Genomic DNA, 17,928 nt, shown 5'->3' with positions numbered 1-17,928 from the left:
TTATTTAAAAGCAGTAACAATTAATAATGCCAAACTTGCAAGAACACTTCCTATACCGGCCCATTCTCCAGCACTCATTCTTTTCATTTCAGGTTTTTCCGGCACTACTATTTGAGAGTCAGGAGTTACTTTTGGATAAGATCTAAAAAATAAAAATGAACCTGTTACCGAAGCTTTTCCATTTGGATAAATAATATAGGCTTTTTTCTTCCATCCTTTATAATCGACACCTCCAACAGCATTAATATAATATTTAAATCCTTTACCACTTCTATACGGAATTTCAGATGTAAGCAATACATTTCCAGTTACTTTTACACCCTCATTATAAACTGCTACTTCAATTTCATCTCCGGGAAATAAAGTTACGTTAGAATAGTGATTTTTATCTTTGACGATTTTTTCCCAATTAACGGGTATTGTTGCATATTTAAGTTCGTCTCTAAGCTTTTTAGATAACTTAGAACTAAGTGTATCCTTTTCTTTCAATTTCAACCCTTCTTCTTCTGTTGTTAGTTTTTTATCAAGATTAAGGTTTATACTTTCTAATTGTTCAATTTGCTCTTCTTTAATTGGTCGCTTTATTTTCATTCCATCAAGATTAGCAATAGAAGTCAATCCACCTGCTCTCATAACAACATTGTAAACTGTCTCTTTTTTATTGGCCAAAACATATTTTCCAGGATAACTAACTGCACCACTAACCTTAACCATTTCTGGCTTTTCATATACTGCCATTTTACGAATATTGATAACATCAAATGGCTTTAATATAAAATTTTTAACTTGTTCGTTATTGTCTGCAGTAATTTCAAGTTCTACTAATTCAATGCGTTTTGGATCAGTATCATCTATTAGATCAGACTTTACCATTCTCGCAATTTCAACTCTCTTAGATGCTGAGCCTGTCAAACCTCCAACTTGAACGACCAAGTCATTTAAAGTTAAATTTTCGAAATATTCATATTCCCCTGGGTTTTTAACTTCTCCATCAATTGTTACTTTATATTCTTCTCTAAAATCCAGAATAGAATACACAGTAATAATATCTTCTCTTTTTAACTCTATATCTGAATTTAAATCTCCAGATAAAGCGGCGCTTAAATCAACGTTAACAATTTCTGTTGTTAAATCTGTTTTCAGACGAATAATCCTTGCTCTTTTTGTATAGGCATCTTCTTTAAGTCCTTCAGCTCTTGTTATTAGATCTGAAATTCTCATTCCTTCGTTATAAGAATAATAATCCGGTCTGAAAACTGCCCCTTCAACTTTGATACGATTTTCAAAACGATTCAAAATTTTAGTCACTCTGAAAACATCTCCTGATTGCGGTAAATAAGAATTATATTCACTTTCATTTATATCATGAACTTTAAATTCTTTTCCTGTTTTTTGCATTACATTTACAGATGCAGTATATGCAAATTCATTAAATCCTGAAGCAAAAGATAATAAATCTGAAAACGTTTCTCCCTTTTTCATTTCAAAAATACCAGGACGTTTTACTTCCCCTTCAACAACTACTCTTTGACTATATGCTGGAATTCTTATAACATCATTATCTCTTAAATTCACGTTATCTGACTGATCACCTTTAACTAAAAACTTATAAATATCAACGTTTTTATAAACCTTATTGTTTCGGATTAATTCTATATTCCTGTAACTGCCATTTTTGCCGGGACCACCAGCTAAATGCAATGCATTATAAACTGAAGCTAGCGATGAAATAGAATAATTACCAGGCTGTTTTCCCCCAACAATTGTTACTTTAATTGTTCTTATATCACTTAAACTCACGCTAACCTGAGATTGTCCAGATCTAACTGTACTGTAAACTCTTGCAATTGCAGCTTTTATTTTTTGCGAAGCTGCCTCAATTGACATTCCCGCTACAGTAATTTGTCCAACATTCTCAATCGTAATTTTACCTTCAAAATTTACCGGAACAGTATCATCAAATTGCTGAACACCGTAAACACTCACTTCCAATTTATCACCTGGACCAAGAACGTAATTTATTGGCGTCGCCATTTTTAAATCAGGTTCGAAATTCAATGTCGGGTTGTCAAATAGCTCAGATCCAAAAATTAGAGCATTTAGTGAATCTTTTATTTTTTCATTCTTAATTTTTTCTTGTTTTCTTCCAAACTCAGAGTCTTTATCTGTCTCCTTTAATTTGTCATCTTTGTTTTTATCTCTGTCCTTGTTTTTTTTGTCTTTATCTTTAGAATTCTTTTTTTCATATTCTGTAATTCTAGTTCTTAATTTATCGAACTCAGCTTGACTCATTCCTTTCGACAACGCCATAGATTCGACATCATTAATTGTGGCATTATTACTTTTTAATTGAGAAATAATTTTAGCAATTTCGTCATCTGACAAATAATCAACCTTTACAGTACTTAAATCTTTAGATTTTATTATATCCTGAGCGTTTGCATTAAAAGACATCAGTAAAATAAAAAATAAAGAAAGTACGTATATTATTTTTTTCATATGGAGTTAAACCTTAACGTTAGTTTTAAAAAACTTCTTTATTTATGAATATTGTTTTTGGTAATAATCTTTGTAAGAACCTGAAGTTACATTTTGCAACCATTCTTCATTATCCAAATACCAATTAATTGTTTTTTCTAATCCCTCTTCAAACGTAACAGAAGGCTTCCATCCGAGTTCTTTATTGATTTTTGAAGCATCAATTGCATAACGTAAATCGTGACCTGGTCTATCTTTCACATAAGTTATCAATTTTTCAGAAACACCTTTGTCCCTTCCTAATTTTTGATCCATGATTTGACATAGCAATTTAACTAAATCAATATTTTTCCACTCATTAAAACCACCGATATTATAGGTTTCATGATTTTTTCCCTCATGAAAAACTAAATCTATTGCAATAGCATGATCTTCTACAAAAAGCCAATCCCGAGTATAATTTCCATCTCCATAGACTGGTAATGGGTTGTTATTAATTATGTTGTTAATAAAGAGAGGAATTAATTTTTCAGGAAAATGGTATGAACCATAATTATTTGAGCAATTTGTTAAAACATACGGTAAACCATAAGTTTCTCCGTAAGCTCTCACAAAATGATCTGAACTAGCTTTAGAAGCTGAGTAAGGAGAATTTGGATCATAAGATGTAGTCTCAGTAAAAAGTCCTTCTGCTCCAAGAGAACCATAAACTTCATCAGTGCTTATATGATAGAAACGTTTTCCTTCAAAATTATTTTTCCACTGGTTTTTTGCTGCATTTAATAAATTCATCGTCCCTATTACATTTGTTTTAACAAATGCTAATGGATCTTCTATCGAGCGGTCAACATGAGACTCTGCAGCTAAATGTAAAACTCCCTCAAAATTATGCAATGAAAAAAGTTCATTTATAAATCCCTCGTCAACAATGTCACCTTTTATAAAAGTATAATTTGATTGATTTTCAATATCTTTAATATTCTCTAAATTGCCCGCATAAGTCAAAGCATCTAAATTGAATATTTGATATTCGGGATATTTATTTACAAAACGTCTCACAACATGAGATCCAATAAAACCAGCACCACCAGTTATAAGAATTTTTTTCATTTCTAAATTTTAATTAATTTAATAAATCTGAATTTATTTTTTCCAACTCACTATAAATATCTTTTACATCTTGTGAGTGTTCTTTTTGCAAAATTAAATTAGCAGTATCAGTATAAACAAAAATAGTGTTTTTTAAGCCTAGAAAGGTCGTATGTTTACCCGATCCGATTACCATATTACCATTTTTATCAATAGGATGATTTTTTGAAATTAAATAATCATAAACAGATTCAAATGATCCTAAATCTGACCATGAAAAAGCAGCAGGAACAACTTTTATTTTCTTACTACGTTCCATAACAGCATAATCAATACTAATAGATGGTATTTCTAATGATAAATCTAAATCTAAAAATCCATTTTTACTTGCCTCCCAAACTGCTTTAGATTTTTCGTAAACATCTGGCTGAAATTGTTTTAATTCATCTAGAAAAACATTCGCCTTAAAACAAAACATTCCACTATTCCATAAAAAATTTCCTTTTGCAATAAACTCTTTTGCTGTAGTTTCGTTTGGTTTTTCTCTAAATGAAATTACTTTATCTCCTTTTGATTCTATGTAACCATAACCTGTTTCCGGTTTTGTTGGAATAATCCCAAAAGTAACTATAAACCCATCCTGTGCTTTTAAAACAGCTTCATTTATAGCTTTATTATAATCTTCCATTTTATCAATAATATGATCTGATGGAGTAACAATTAATATGTCATTTGGATCCGAAGCAAATGCAGCAAATGCAATTGCTGCGGCAGTATTTCTTGGCGTTGCCTCGACTATATTCACATAGGAAGTTTTGGTTTTATCCATAACTTTACCACTTAAGTGATGATTATCTACGTTACCAACTACCATTACCTTATTTGCTAAATGACTGTTCCGATCAACTGTCATTTCGAATAAAGATTTATTTTCAAATATCTCAAGATATTGTTTAGGTTGACTTTTTCTGGATAGTGGCCATAGTCTGCTTCCTACTCCACCAGTCAAAATCACATGTATTATTGAGTCGTTTTTTTCCATATTTCTTTAAATAAAAAAGGGTTTATTTCTATAGTCTGTTATCAGCTATAGCACCTAAAACTCCTTTTACGTCGTATATTAAACTATTATCTTTTTTGATTTGATCAAAATTTAATTCTAGAAATCCAGAATGAGAGACTCCTAGAACAATTGCATCAAATCTATTATTTGGAAGACTGTCTAATGTTACTAAATTATATTCTTTTTTTACATCATCTGCATTAGCTATCGGATCAAATATTGTTACTTCAATTCCATACTCCTTTAATGCTTTTACAACATCAACAATTTTTGTATTACGAACATCAGGACAATTTTCTTTAAAGGTAATTCCAAGCATTAAAAGATTTGCTCCATTAACCGAAATTCCTTTTTTAATCATCAATTTTACTATTTGCGAAGCTACATATTCCCCCATGCTATCATTCAAACGTCGTCCTGCTAGTATTATCTCAGGATGGTATCCAAACTCTTGGGCCCTTTGCGCTAAATAATAGGGATCAACACCTATGCAATGCCCTCCAACTAATCCTGGTTTAAATGGCAAAAAATTCCATTTTGTAGAAGCAGCCGCTAATACTTCCTGAGTATCGATATTCATTAAATTGAATATTTTCGCTAATTCATTTACAAAAGCTATATTTATATCTCGTTGTGAATTTTCTATAACCTTTGCCGCTTCTGCTACTTTTATGGATGGCGCTAAATGAGTTCCGGCAGTAATAACAGACTTGTAAAGATTATCAACTTTTATCCCAATCTCTGGAGTTGAACCGGAAGTTACTTTTAAAATCTTTTCAACTGTATGCTCTTTATCTCCCGGATTTATTCTTTCAGGAGAATAACCTGCGTAAAAATCTTCATTAAATTTTAAACCTGAAATTTTTTCTAAAACCGGAACACACTGCTCTTCTGTAGCTCCAGGATAAACAGTCGATTCGTAAATTACGATATCTCCTTTTTTTAATATTTTCCCCACTGATTCACTCGATTTATATAAAGGAGTTAAATCTGGTCGATTATTTTTATCAACCGGAGTAGGAACTGTTATTATGAAATAATTACAATCTGCTATATCGTTTAAAGAAGTTGAGCAATATAAACCAACTTTAGAATTAGGATCATTTACTAAAACTTTCTGTAAAGTAATATCATCGACTTCTAATGTGGTATCTGTACCTGATTTTAAAGATGCTATTCGCTCTTCATTTATATCGAAACCAACAACTGAATATTTGGTAGCAAATAGTCGGGCCAATGGCAAACCAACATACCCTAATCCTATGATAGCTATTTTTATATTTTCAATCAACTTATACTCTTTTTTATCTATATCACTCATAAAAAATCACGGCTTCGCCACTCTGAGTCACAAAGATTGGACACAGATACTCTAAAATCATTTTCAGCAAATATAACATTTTAAGTCAATCTATTCAATACGGTTTCCCGTAATAGTGCGAAAACAATCCATTAAACAATAATAATACATACCAACGTATTATTAATCAGTATGTAAAAAAATGACATTATATAAAAAACAGAAGCTAAAAATCCCGAATTAGAGAAATTTCACTTCCGCCTTAACAACAATAGTAAGATAATAAACTAAATTATTTGTATTTTATTTTAAGTACACAGCCTAAAGATTCAAGTACTAAAATATAATGTGTATTAGATATCTCCTGAACAATTGCATCTTGATTGGTAAATGCACCAGCTTCTAACTTTATGCGATCTCCAACCTGAATTGAAGTCACTGAAATATCACTTATATTTGGAGCTTTAAGACTAGTTTTTATAATATCAATTTCACTATCTTTTACAATAGCAGGTTTTCCTAACCAGAATAAATATCTAATTACACCCGATATTTGAAAAACAGAATTTCGATTGATATCTTCTAACTGTACAAAAACATACGAATTAAAAAGCGGAACTTCAACTTTCTTTTTTCTATCTGACCATTCTTTAATTTGAGTTATTAATGGACAATAGCACTTTATGCCTATTTCAGTAAGTTTTTCAGCAACTTTTTTTTCCCATTTGGGTTTTGTATACACTACATACCAATTCTTCATTTTTCTTTATATTGAAATAGACACTTAACCAATCTCATTCTATTCATTTTCATATTAAATTTTACCTCAATATCTTTTTTTGCAACTACGAACCTATTCCTTTATAAATAAATCCGATTGATTCCAATTCTCTTGCATCTAATATATTTCTTCCATCAAAAAGAAATGCAGGCTTGTGCATTGAATCGTAAATCTTTTTCCAATCATAAGTTGTAAATTCATCCCACTCCGTTAGAATTGCAATTGCATGCGACCCTTTACATGCCTCATAAGGATTATCAAATATAGCTAATGCTTTGTTATTTTGTTCAGCAGTTCTGGTTTGTAAATAATCTAAATCGCTTAGCATTTTATTTCTTGAAACCTTTGGATCATAAACAGAAATTTTAGCCTGTTCATTAATCAAATCATCAGCTACATATATTGCAGCAGATTCACGAGTGTCATTTGTATCTTTTTTGAAAGCCCACCCTAAAAATGTGATTTTTTTATCAGCAACTGTATTATATAATGTCTGTACAATTTTATTAGAAAATCTTCTTTTTTGATGATCGTTCATTATAATTACTTGCTCCCAATAATCTGCAACTTCGTTTAATCCATATGATTTTGCTATATAAACTAAATTCAGAATATCTTTTTGGAAACAAGAACCTCCGAAACCAACCGATGCTTTTAAAAATTTCGGACCAATCCTACTATCCATTCCAATAGCTTTTGCTACTTCGTTTACATCAGCACCTGTTTTTTCGCATAATTCAGACATTGCATTTATTGATGAAATACGCTGTGCTAAAAATGCGTTAGCTGTTAGTTTTGAAAGTTCTGACGACCAAACATTTGTTGTCAGTATTTTATCTTCACTTACCCAATTTGCATAAACATCAACCAGAGCTTTAATTGCTTCTTGTCCTTCTGGTGTTGTATCTCCACCTATCAAAATTCTATCAGGGTTTAATAAATCTGTAACCGCAGTTCCTTCCGCCAGAAATTCAGGATTTGACAAGATTTGAAACTGAACTCCATTTCCTGTATTATCAAGAATACTTTTTATTGCTTCAGCTGTTCTTACCGGCAAAGTTGATTTTTCAACTACAATTTTATTTTGTTTGGCAACTTTTGCTATTTGACGTGCACAAAGTTCAATATATTTTAAATCGGCAGCCATCCCTTTTCCTTTTCCATAGGTTTTAGTTGGCGTATTTACTGATATAAAAATTACCTGAGCTTCATCAATTGCTTTTTCTACTTCTGTTGAAAAGAAAAGATTTCTTCCTCTCGCCTCAGCTACTATTTCAGAAAGTCCTGGTTCATAAATAGGAATATTATCTGTATTGGGATCATTCCAATCTTTAATTCTTTGTTCGTTCAAATCGACAACAGTCACTTGAATATGTGGACATTTTTGAGCAATTACCGCCATAGTTGGACCTCCAACATAACCTGCACCAATGCAACAAATTTTTGTAATTTTCATTTAATTTACTATTATCTTGATCCTTATTTTATTTCAAATTATTCCAATACCAATTTACAGCTTCTTTTAATCCTTCTTGCAAAGAATATTTTGGATTATATCCTAATATTGTTTTAGCTTTATCAATACTTGCTAATGAATGAGGGATATCACCAGCTCTGTTTGCTCCATATACAATTTCTACATCAGCAATTTTCGAGTCAAATTCCGCTAAATATTCTTTTAGATATCGGACCAAATCGTTTAACGTATTTCGATCACCAAATGCGGTATTATAAACTGTATTTATTGCTTCAGGATTTTGACTTGTCATTGCCAGCTCATTCATCTGAATCACATTGTCTATGTATGTAAAATCCCTGGAATAATTCCCATCACCATTGATCACAGGACTTTCATACTTCATTAACTGCATAACAAATTTTGGAATCACAGCAGCATAAGCTCCATTAGGATCTTGCTTTCTTCCAAAGACATTAAAATAACGCAGCCCTATTGTTTCTAACCCATATGTTCTACTGAAAATTTCAGCATATAATTCATTTACATATTTTGTAATCGCATATGGTGATAATGGTTTACCAATTACGTCCTCTACTTTTGGTAATCCTTCAGAATCTCCATATGTAGAAGAACTTGCAGCATAAACAAAACGCTTTATTTTTGCATCGCGAGAAGCTACCAGCATATTCAAAAAACCAGAAACATTTACATCATTTGTTGTAATTGGATCATTGATAGATCTTGGAACAGAACCTAAAGCAGCCTGATGTAAAACATAATCAACACCTTCAACTGCTAAAACACAATCTTCAATATTTCGAATATCTCCTTCAATTAATTTAAAATTAGGATTATCCCGAAAATTTTTCAAATTATGATGATGCCCTGTTGAAAAATTATCCAAACAAATTACTTTGTGTCCTAAACCTAAAAAAAAATCAGATAAGTTCGAACCAATAAAACCTGCTCCACCAGTGATTAAAATTGTATTTTGATTTGATCCTTCCATTATCTAAATTATTTTTTTTTGAATTTATTCAAAATCCCTTTCCACCAACTAAATTTCTCCTCTTCTTCATGATATCCATTTGAATAAGCTCCGTAACCGTATCCATAACCATAAGCTGTGCCGTATTTTGCCTTATTCTCATAGCCATTTAAAACAATACTTGCATTCGATAATTCTCCTCTTTTTACCCTTGTATTTAGCACTGTAATCATATCCTTTTTGGTATAATTTTGTCTAACTATATAAAGAGTAACATCAGCATATTGAGCGAGTTCTAATGCATCTGACACTAATCCTACTGGCGGAGTATCCAGAATAATGTAATCGTATTTGCCTTTCAGCTCGATAATTAATTCATTCATTGCATCGCTCAAAATTAACTCTGATGGATTTGGCGGTATTGGTCCGGAAAGAATAACGTCGAGATTAGGAATTTCTGTCGAGTTTGTAATTTCTGCTAAAGTATTTTGTTTAATTAGATAATTTACAACTCCTATTTGATTTTTCAAATTGAACTCATCAGCCAATCTTGGTTTTCTCAAATCTAACCCTATGATAACAGTTTTCTTTTCGCTTAAAGCGAAAACCGTAGCAATATTGATAGAACAAAACGTTTTTCCCTCACCACTTATTGACGAAGTAATCATCAAAGTCTTTGACCCACTTAATTGCTGTTTTTTATACAAAAACTGCAATGAAGAGCGAATCGCTCTAAAAGCCTCAGAAAGTGCAGATTTTGGCTTATCAAATACTGCTAAATTCAATGAATTTTTATTAACTCCAATCACACCTATTAATGGTATTTGAGTTAATTTACTAATATCATCGGCACTTTGAATCGAATTATTGATAAAGAAAATTCCAAAAATAAACAACAATGGAACCAGCATTCCTAAGAATAAAGCTAATATATAATTTACAGAAGTTTTTGGGCCTATTAATCCTCCACCAATATCTTTTGCAGAATCTATAAAATGAATATCAGATAAATTAGATGCTTTTACAATTTCTGCTTCATTTCTCTTTTTAAGAAATTCAGTATAAATATTATCACTTAAATCGTATTTCCTTTGGATTTTCAACAATTCCTGTTGTTCTTCCGGAAGTCTTTTTACTGTACTTTCTGCCTCACCTATTTTAGCATTTACCATTGACAAATCATACATTAAAGATGATTTTGCAGTGACAATATTTTCCAGCAAAACGTCTTTGATGGCTCTCATTTGATTGTCGAAATCTTTAAAAATCTTATCGCTCTTAACTGCATAAGCCATTTCTGATCTTTGTGTAGAAAGTGCTATAAGTTTTGATACATTAACAACAATGTTTGGATCTTCAATTCCGGCAACAGATGGCGCAGGCAATCTTGAATAATCTACACTACTGTTTAAGTAAGACTTTAAAGAATTGTAATAGGCGATTTTTCTTGTAACTTCATCTTTCTTAACATCAAAATCCATCAATTTTCCAGAAACCACAGATCCTCCACCTTCAATTTCATAAATGTTTTTATCCTTTCTAAAAGATTTTAATTCACCCCCAGTTTGTTTTAATTGCGACTCCATTGCTACAAGAGTGCTGTCAATAAACCTAATAGTATTGGTTGCAAATTGATTTTTTCCGTCAAGCTGAATTTTAATTAACATTTTTACAGTAGAATTCAAATAATCAACCATTCTGGCTTTATTTGTTCCCTGCATTCCTAATGTTAATATCGAACCTCCTTTATCATCAGATCCCACAGTTATACCTCTATAACCTGCAACTGTGCCGTCAAAATCATTAAATTTTACAAAATATTCGTTCCCTTTGTACAAACCCGGATTGTCATTTATTTGTAATTTCCAGTTTAAAAATGGCAAAGCAACCTGCTCGCCAACTTTAAATTTCTTAACAAATAAGTCTGTCGGCTGAACTGCAGTAGTACTATATGAATTAGTAGAATATGTTATCAAAGAAACCGAATTATTTTCGAAAGGAATTCGAATTTGATATTCATTTTCGCTCACGAATTTAATCCCTATTAATGTGTTTGCCAGCTGTCCTTTTGATTTATCAATATTCACATAAAAAGGTACAGCACCATATGCATCAATTAAATTGTATTTTCCTTGTACGAAATAATCAATATAAAACTGCAATTTACTCACAACTAATTCATTGTGAGATCGGGATTGTAATATTGTAGAAATTCCATTAACCTGATCAGATATTCCGCCCCAATTAAAAACCAAACTGGTATTTGATGTAAAAAAAGGATTACTTTCCTCTTTAATAGAAATCATAGTCTGCATTCCGTAAATTTTTTCTTTACGAATATTGACCTGATAAGCAATTGTAAATGCAATTATCAAACTAGCCAGAAACCATTTCCAGTAACTTAAAATTTTTAACAGAAATCCCTTAAAATCAAAATTCGAATGATTTTCAAAAATGGAAAAATCTTTTATATCTAACATATTTTGAATTTGGTTTTAATTTTTAAGCAACAAAAATACGGTTGTAGCTAATGACAGAATGGTAACAATCGTACTAATAGATTCTATCCCCGTTTTACCAGTTCCCCATGTTTTTTGTTTAAGAGGCTTTACATAGATATAATCGTTTGGCTGTAAGTAATAATAGGGGGATTTCATTACATTAACATCGGTTAAATCTAAGTCATGCATTTGCATTCCTGTTGGTGATTGACGAACTACAGTTACAGCTTTTCTATTTCCGGTAATTGTTATATCGCCGGCATTTGCAACAGCTTCCATAATATTAACATGTTCCTGAAATAGCGTCTTTGTACCGGTACTTCCTACTTCACCATTTATTGTGTATTTAAAACCAGCTAGTTTTACAGTAATAAAAATATTAGCCTCACTTTTAAAATATTCTTCAAGTAATTTTTTTTCAATTATAACTCGAACTTCTTCGACAGTATATCCTATAACATTTATCTCGCCCAATATTGGCATTCTAATATTTCCGTGATCATCAACTGTAAAACCATTAAAATATAACTCTGACTCAGATTTACCAGTTGAAGCATTTTGAGTTGTATTAAAAATTGAAACCAATTTAGGATCAATTGCTTTTATATCAACACTCAATACATCATTTACCTGCAACCTGTATGGTTTTGATTCTACTGCAGCAATATTATTTTGTTCGCCAGAATTATTTTTATCCTGCAAATACACCAAATCTTTTACAGGAATACACGATGTAAATAAAGCACTAATTAGTAGTAATATATAGAAGCCGTTCTTTGTCATTATTAAAATTTTATCGCAAATATAGCTTTTCCTTTAATCTTCAGAAAATCTAAGTTTATTTAGGGTCTATTTAATTATTTTTGAAAGTTTTTTCGAAAGGAACACGATGCAAAATACTTCTTCCAAGTGTGATTTCATCTGCATATTCTAATTCGTCTCCAACAGCAATACCTCTGGCAATTGTAGAAATTACAATTTCAGATTCGGCAATTTGTTTATAAATATAAAAATTTGTTGTATCCCCTTCCATTGTAGAACTTAACGCAAAAATAATCTCAATTACTTTTCCTGATTTTACTTTTTCAACCAAAGTTGAAATATTCAACTGACTTGGACCAACTCCTTCTATTGGGGAAATTTTACCCCCCAATACATGATAAATTCCTTTATATTGTCCAGTATTTTCAATCGCCATAACGTCCCGAATGTCTTCAACAACACAAATAGTCTGATGATTTCTTGCCAAATTTGCACAGATTTCACAAACTTTAGTATCTGAAATATTATGGCAACTTTCGCAAAATTTTATATCTGCACGCATATTCAATAATGCCTGAGATAAAAATCCGGTTTGCTCTTTTGGCTGTTTTAATAAATGCAACACCAATCGCAATGCGGTACGCTTACCAATTCCAGGCAATTGCGACATTTCGTTGACAGCTTTTTCTATTAATTTTGATGAAAATTCCATGACGACAAAAGTAATACTTTTAATGGTTTAGTAGGCTTTGGGGCAGCTAAATTCAGTTTTATGGAGATACTAATTCTAACTACAAAAGTTCTTTCTAGCCCAGATAGAAACGACATCCTTTTTCTGGCTTCTTTAGCCAGGAAAAAGATATAGTGGATAGCTGGAAAAAGCTCCTGAAAAAATTAATATTGATTAGTGGCCAATAAAACCAAAGTACAAGCAACTTCTGCTTTGATATTATTCAATTCTAACAATTGATACAATTCAGGATTTTCTGTACCAGGATTAAAAACTACTCTCTTAGGCTGGGCCTCGATGATATAATTATAATAATCGCGTTGACGAGTAGGATTTAAATACAAAGTTACTGTATCTATATTTTTAACCGGAATGGCTTTGGTATGGATTTTTACACCTGCAACTTCTCCTGTATTTTGACCAATTGCTAAAACAGTATGTCCTTTATCAACTAACATGTTTATGGCTCTAAAAGCGTAACGATCTGGTTTTGTGGTAGCACCCAGAACTAAAGTTTTCTTATTTTTCATTATTTTCAAATATATTACAAAAGTAATCAAAAAGAATGAGGTTAGTTTAGGTTATTGATTTAGAAATAATAACATTAAAAATAATATACTAACCTGAATTTGCTTTGAAATATCAAAAATTAACTATTTTTACTACATTAACTAAAACAGCATGGATTTATTCATTTATTTATTTGCGGCACTTTTTTCCGTATTAAACCCAATCGGAACAGTTCCGATTTTTGTTGGATTAACACAACATGACTCTCAAGAAGAACGTTCCAGAATTTCTCTTTGGACTGCCATAAACGTTTTTATAATTTTGATTGTATCCTTTTTTATTGGTCAATATGTTTTGTCTTTTTTTGGCATTAGCATTGATGCTCTAAGGATTGCAGGAGGAATTGTAATTGTAAATTCCGGATTCTCTTTACTTTCTGGAAAAATAAATAAAAAACGCGGAATCAACAAAAAGGTTGAAACTGATGCGCAACAACGTAACGATATCGCTTTAACACCATTAGCAATACCTATGTTAGCAGGTCCGGGATCAATTTCTTTATTGATTGCTTTTTATCAGGAACACCACGGAATGGAAGAAATAATTATTTCCTCTTTGGCTATTTTAGCTATTGCGGTTGCAATTTTTGCCATTCTAAAAAGCGCACATTATTTAGCGCGAATATTAGGTGCATCAGGAATTGTAGCAATCTCCAGAATTGTTGGTTTTATTGTTATTTCTATCGGAATACAATATATTGTAAGCTCAATTATAAATATTGTAAAAGGAAATTTGATGTAGATTGATTTGAGATCTATAAGTAAAAAAGCGATAAAACTTAAAGTTTTATCGCTTTTTATATTTTAAAATGAATGTTATTTTCTTGGCAAAAACACTTCTGCCATCATACATCTTGCACTTCCACCTCCGCAAGCTTCGATAGTATCAAGACTTGAACTTAGAATTTCAGCATGATTTTCTAATTGAGTAATTTGTTTAGGAGTTAAACTCTGATGTGCTGATGCACTCATCACTAGATATTTCTTATCATCAGCACCACGAACTTCAAGCATATTTCCGGCAAAATTATTTACCTGAGCTTCTGTAATTAAAATAATCTCTTTTTTATCAGCTTTTAAGTGATCTAAAACCATTTTGCGTTCTTTTTTATCATCTATGCAATCTACACAGATAACAGCAAATGTCTCACCCAAACACATCATTACATTGGTGTGGTAGATTAATTTTCGTTCTCCGTCAACAGTTTGAAATGCTTCAAAAATGACAGGAGCATAATCAAAATCTTCGCAGAATTCAATAAATAATTCTTCATCAGCTCTTGGCGACAATGCGCAGTATGCTTTTGCATTCGCACGATCTAAAAGCAAACTTCCCGTTCCTTCAAGGAAAAAACCATCTTCTTCTGCCGATGTATAATCCATTATATTAGAAATTTCGAAACCTTTGTCTTCGAGAGTGTCTAAAATATCTTCGCGACGCTCCTGACGACGATTTTCTGCAAACATAGGATAGAGAGCTACGTCCCCATTTTCATGAAATGAAACCCAATTGTTGGGAAAAATACTATCCGGAGTATCTGTTTCTAAAGTATCATCGATAACCGTAACATCGACCCCAACTGCTCTTAATTTCTCTACAAAAACATCAAATTCTTGCTGTGCTTTTGCATTTACCGTACTTGGCAAAAGACCATCTAATACTTTTTGATAATAATTATTTACAGCCGTTTGCTCATTCATTCTAAAAGCAACCGGTCGAATCATTACAATTGCATTTGTCGTTTGTTTCATTTTCTTTATATTTTTTTTGTTGCAAGTTTGCTTCGCCTGTTCGAGCAAAGCTCTCGGGTCAGGTTTCAAGTTTCGCAAAGAACTTGAAACCTGAAACTTGAAACTTTATTTTTTAGTCTCTAATTAATGGTAAAGTCGAACATCTCAATAAACCTTCTTGCTTTGCAATTTCTCCATAAGGGATTTCTTCCACTATAAATTCGTTTGCACGAAGCCAATTGTTAAGTCTTGTAAAGTTTTTCTCTGAAACTACTACATTTTCATCAATAGAAAACACATTAGAAAACATATTATACATTTCATTTCTTTCAATATGGAATAAATTTTCTTTTCCAAAAAGATTGACTAAATACAAATAATCAGCCTCCTCGCGAAAACCTCTTTTATAAATAATCCCTTTATCTTTCCCTACAGGCTGAAAACAACAGTCTAAGTGCAAAGCATTGTCACGAGCTTCTAATTTTGATTTTACCAAATCAAATTCTTTGACAATTTTATTCGGAAATAACTCTTTAATATAATTTACACCATGCATATTTGTTCTTGCTGTAATGTAATCTTTATAATCACTTCCTTTATAAGTTCCAATGAAAATATAATCATTCCAAAGCATAACATCTCCGCCTTCAATATGAACTTCTTCTGGCGGACGGACTACTTTTAAAGGATTAATTTGATCGATTATATATTGAATTGCATCCAATTCACGTTCTCTGTCAGGAAGAATATTTGACTTCACAAAAGTATCGTCAATTACAAATCCAATATCTCTCGCAAAAATCTGATTATAATTCTCAATCATTTCAGGACGATATACTTTAACATCATATTTTTGAAAAACAGCATTAAAAGCATCCATTTCAGCAACCATATCTTTTTCGATTGGATATGTTCCCGCTTTAATATGTTCCAATGATTTAGGATCATAAGCTTCATCTAAAGACGGAGTTGGACCATTATGAACCGCAGAACCCAAAACCACTGCATGCAATCTTGACGTTTCGTTCTTTATATTTAATTGCAACATAACTTTATTATATTTTGGCCAAAGATAAAAAAAGCTTCACAGTTATGTGAAGCTTTAAAATATTTTATTTGTTTGACTTAAATTCTCTCAGCGGATGCCCAGTATAAATTTGTCTTGGTCGACCAATTGGTTCTTTATTCTCACGCATTTCTTTCCATTGCGCAATCCAGCCTGGTAATCTTCCAATAGCAAACATTACTGTAAACATATCTGTCGGAATCCCTAATGCTCTGTAGATGATTCCAGAATAAAAATCTACGTTTGGATATAAGTTTCTTGATTTGAAATAATCATCTTCCAAAGCTGCCGTTTCTAATTTTTTAGCAATTTCTAAAATAGGATCTTCAACTCCTAAAGTCTCTAATACTTCTTTAGCTGCTTTTTTAATTATTCTTGCTCTCGGATCAAAGTTTTTATAAACTCTATGACCAAATCCCATTAAACGGAAAGGATCATTTTTATCTTTGGCTTTAGCCAAAAATTTATCTGTATCACCACCGTCTTTATTAATTTCTTCCAGCATTTCAAGTACAGCTTGATTTGCACCTCCGTGAAGTGGTCCCCAAAGAGCAGAAACTCCTGCAGAAATTGAAGCAAATAAACCAGCATGAGATGAACCAACCATTCTTACAGTAGATGTAGAACAATTTTGCTCATGATCTGCATGAAGAATAAACAATTTATCTAATGCATCAACAATAACTGGATTTGCTGAATAAGGTCCTGTAGGCAATTTAAACATTAATTGCATAAAGTTATCTACATAACCTGTTGTGTTATCGTAATAATTTAACGGATAACCCATAGATTTTCTATACGTCCAAGTTGCAATTACAAGAAATTTACCCATTGTTTTACAAATGGCTTCGTACATTTCTTTTTCATTTTCAACGTTTACAGCTTTAGGATTAAAAGCAGTTAGAGCACTCGTCAAAGCTGACAAAACTCCCATTGGATGAGCCGTTTTCGGGAATCCGTCAATGATATTTTTCATTTCTTCGTTTACCAAAGTATGTTTTTTAATACCATTTTCGAACTGCTCTAATTCTTCTGCGGTTGGCAATTCACCAAAAATCAAAAGATAAGATACTTCTAAGAAGTTCGCTTTTTCAGCTAAATCTTCGATTGAATATCCTCTGTAACGTAAAATTCCTAATTCTCCGTCTAAAAAGGTGATTTCACTTTTACATGATCCAGAATTCTTATATCCAGGATCAATAGTAATAATACCAGTTAAATCACGTAATTTGTTAATATCGATAGCTGACTCATTTTCGCTCCCTGTTATTACCGGAAGTTCAATTTTTTGACCATCTACTTCTAATGTAGCTATTTTTGACATAATATATCGGAAATAAATCTTTAAAATAATAATTTATCAAATCTAAGGAATTTAAGACTAATTAAAAAAAGAATCCTGCTATGAATT

General features: G+C 31.7%; 15 protein-coding genes. 1 reads left to right on the top strand and 14 read right to left on the bottom strand.

The window, feature by feature from the left end; genetic code table 11:
• The 11 genes from ACHRVX_RS16965 to ACHRVX_RS16915 form a co-directional block, all read right to left on the bottom strand.
• The gene (locus ACHRVX_RS16965; protein ID WP_395334275.1) at window positions 1-2,499 is read right to left on the bottom strand and encodes an SLBB domain-containing protein; all 2,499 of its coding nucleotides are present in this window, start codon (window positions 2,497-2,499) and stop codon (window positions 1-3) included.
• Between the two features lie 42 nt (window positions 2,500-2,541).
• Entirely contained in the window at window positions 2,542-3,588 is a 1,047-nt protein-coding gene (gene rfbB / locus ACHRVX_RS16960) for a dTDP-glucose 4,6-dehydratase (protein ID WP_395334273.1), read from the bottom strand.
• Between the two features lie 13 nt (window positions 3,589-3,601).
• Window positions 3,602-4,609 carry a mannose-1-phosphate guanylyltransferase gene (locus ACHRVX_RS16955; protein WP_395334271.1) on the bottom strand — a complete coding sequence of 336 codons (1,008 nt, stop codon included), beginning with the start codon at window positions 4,607-4,609 and terminating at the stop codon, window positions 3,602-3,604.
• Window positions 4,610-4,637: 28 nt separating this feature from the next.
• Window positions 4,638-5,951 carry a nucleotide sugar dehydrogenase gene (locus ACHRVX_RS16950; protein WP_395334269.1) on the bottom strand — a complete coding sequence of 438 codons (1,314 nt, stop codon included), beginning with the start codon at window positions 5,949-5,951 and terminating at the stop codon, window positions 4,638-4,640.
• A gap of 271 nt (window positions 5,952-6,222) precedes the next feature.
• Window positions 6,223-6,690 (bottom strand): UpxY family transcription antiterminator, encoded by a 468-nt coding sequence (locus ACHRVX_RS16945; protein ID WP_395334268.1) that lies wholly within the window; start codon window positions 6,688-6,690, stop codon window positions 6,223-6,225.
• A gap of 85 nt (window positions 6,691-6,775) precedes the next feature.
• Window positions 6,776-8,167 carry a UDP-glucose 6-dehydrogenase gene (locus tag ACHRVX_RS16940; RefSeq protein WP_395334267.1) on the bottom strand — a complete coding sequence of 464 codons (1,392 nt, stop codon included), beginning with the start codon at window positions 8,165-8,167 and terminating at the stop codon, window positions 6,776-6,778.
• Window positions 8,168-8,195: 28 nt separating this feature from the next.
• Window positions 8,196-9,179 carry an SDR family oxidoreductase gene (locus ACHRVX_RS16935; RefSeq protein ID WP_395334266.1) on the bottom strand — a complete coding sequence of 328 codons (984 nt, stop codon included), beginning with the start codon at window positions 9,177-9,179 and terminating at the stop codon, window positions 8,196-8,198.
• 8 nt (window positions 9,180-9,187) lie between these two features.
• Window positions 9,188-11,638 carry a polysaccharide biosynthesis tyrosine autokinase gene (locus tag ACHRVX_RS16930; RefSeq protein ID WP_395334264.1) on the bottom strand — a complete coding sequence of 817 codons (2,451 nt, stop codon included), beginning with the start codon at window positions 11,636-11,638 and terminating at the stop codon, window positions 9,188-9,190.
• A gap of 15 nt (window positions 11,639-11,653) precedes the next feature.
• On the bottom strand, window positions 11,654-12,442 hold the full coding sequence (locus tag ACHRVX_RS16925) for a polysaccharide biosynthesis/export family protein (protein WP_395334263.1): 789 nt from the start codon (window positions 12,440-12,442) through the stop codon (window positions 11,654-11,656).
• 70 nt (window positions 12,443-12,512) lie between these two features.
• Window positions 12,513-13,133 (bottom strand): recombination mediator RecR, encoded by a 621-nt coding sequence (gene recR / locus ACHRVX_RS16920; RefSeq protein ID WP_395334262.1) that lies wholly within the window; start codon window positions 13,131-13,133, stop codon window positions 12,513-12,515.
• Window positions 13,134-13,315: 182 nt separating this feature from the next.
• Window positions 13,316-13,681, bottom strand: a complete 366-nt coding sequence (locus ACHRVX_RS16915; protein ID WP_395334261.1) for a CoA-binding protein — start codon at window positions 13,679-13,681, stop codon at window positions 13,316-13,318.
• Window positions 13,682-13,832: 151 nt separating this feature from the next.
• On the opposite strand from ACHRVX_RS16915, the gene ACHRVX_RS16910 reads away from it, so the two are divergent.
• A complete protein-coding gene (locus ACHRVX_RS16910) occupies window positions 13,833-14,462 on the top strand; it encodes a MarC family NAAT transporter (RefSeq protein WP_083694060.1) in 630 nt (209 codons plus the stop codon).
• Between the two features lie 74 nt (window positions 14,463-14,536).
• Here ACHRVX_RS16910 and ctlX read toward each other — a convergent pair whose 3' ends face one another.
• From ctlX to ACHRVX_RS16895, 3 genes are all read right to left on the bottom strand, one after another.
• Entirely contained in the window at window positions 14,537-15,472 is a 936-nt protein-coding gene (ctlX, locus tag ACHRVX_RS16905) for a citrulline utilization hydrolase CtlX (RefSeq protein ID WP_395334260.1), read from the bottom strand.
• Between the two features lie 112 nt (window positions 15,473-15,584).
• Window positions 15,585-16,499 (bottom strand): dimethylarginine dimethylaminohydrolase family protein, encoded by a 915-nt coding sequence (locus tag ACHRVX_RS16900; RefSeq protein ID WP_395334259.1) that lies wholly within the window; start codon window positions 16,497-16,499, stop codon window positions 15,585-15,587.
• Window positions 16,500-16,563: 64 nt separating this feature from the next.
• A complete protein-coding gene (locus tag ACHRVX_RS16895; protein WP_213300721.1) occupies window positions 16,564-17,841 on the bottom strand; it encodes a citrate synthase in 1,278 nt (425 codons plus the stop codon).
• Between the last annotated feature and the right edge of the window lie 87 nt (window positions 17,842-17,928).

Source organism: Flavobacterium sp. FlaQc-47 (assembly GCF_044006475.1).
Classification (GTDB): Bacteria; Bacteroidota; Bacteroidia; order Flavobacteriales; family Flavobacteriaceae; genus Flavobacterium.
This window is presented reverse-complemented; position numbering and strand designations above follow the sequence as displayed.

What these genes read in the sequence shown, in the direction of transcription:
- ACHRVX_RS16965 (WP_395334275.1), bottom strand. Translation starts at nt 2,499, where the DNA reads ATGAAAAAAATAATATACGTACTTTCTTTATTTTTTATTTTACTGATG.
- rfbB (WP_395334273.1), bottom strand. Translation starts at nt 3,588, where the DNA reads ATGAAAAAAATTCTTATAACTGGTGGTGCTGGTTTTATTGGATCTCAT.
- ACHRVX_RS16955 (WP_395334271.1), bottom strand. Translation starts at nt 4,609, where the DNA reads ATGGAAAAAAACGACTCAATAATACATGTGATTTTGACTGGTGGAGTA.
- ACHRVX_RS16950 (WP_395334269.1), bottom strand. Translation starts at nt 5,951, where the DNA reads ATGAGTGATATAGATAAAAAAGAGTATAAGTTGATTGAAAATATAAAA.
- ACHRVX_RS16945 (WP_395334268.1), bottom strand. Translation starts at nt 6,690, where the DNA reads ATGAAGAATTGGTATGTAGTGTATACAAAACCCAAATGGGAAAAAAAA.
- ACHRVX_RS16940 (WP_395334267.1), bottom strand. Translation starts at nt 8,167, where the DNA reads ATGAAAATTACAAAAATTTGTTGCATTGGTGCAGGTTATGTTGGAGGT.
- ACHRVX_RS16935 (WP_395334266.1), bottom strand. Translation starts at nt 9,179, where the DNA reads ATGGAAGGATCAAATCAAAATACAATTTTAATCACTGGTGGAGCAGGT.
- ACHRVX_RS16930 (WP_395334264.1), bottom strand. Translation starts at nt 11,638, where the DNA reads ATGTTAGATATAAAAGATTTTTCCATTTTTGAAAATCATTCGAATTTT.
- ACHRVX_RS16925 (WP_395334263.1), bottom strand. Translation starts at nt 12,442, where the DNA reads ATGACAAAGAACGGCTTCTATATATTACTACTAATTAGTGCTTTATTT.
- recR (WP_395334262.1), bottom strand. Translation starts at nt 13,133, where the DNA reads ATGGAATTTTCATCAAAATTAATAGAAAAAGCTGTCAACGAAATGTCG.
- ACHRVX_RS16915 (WP_395334261.1), bottom strand. Translation starts at nt 13,681, where the DNA reads ATGAAAAATAAGAAAACTTTAGTTCTGGGTGCTACCACAAAACCAGAT.
- ACHRVX_RS16910 (WP_083694060.1), top strand. Translation starts at nt 13,833, where the DNA reads ATGGATTTATTCATTTATTTATTTGCGGCACTTTTTTCCGTATTAAAC.
- ctlX (WP_395334260.1), bottom strand. Translation starts at nt 15,472, where the DNA reads ATGAAACAAACGACAAATGCAATTGTAATGATTCGACCGGTTGCTTTT.
- ACHRVX_RS16900 (WP_395334259.1), bottom strand. Translation starts at nt 16,499, where the DNA reads ATGTTGCAATTAAATATAAAGAACGAAACGTCAAGATTGCATGCAGTG.
- ACHRVX_RS16895 (WP_213300721.1), bottom strand. Translation starts at nt 17,841, where the DNA reads ATGTCAAAAATAGCTACATTAGAAGTAGATGGTCAAAAAATTGAACTT.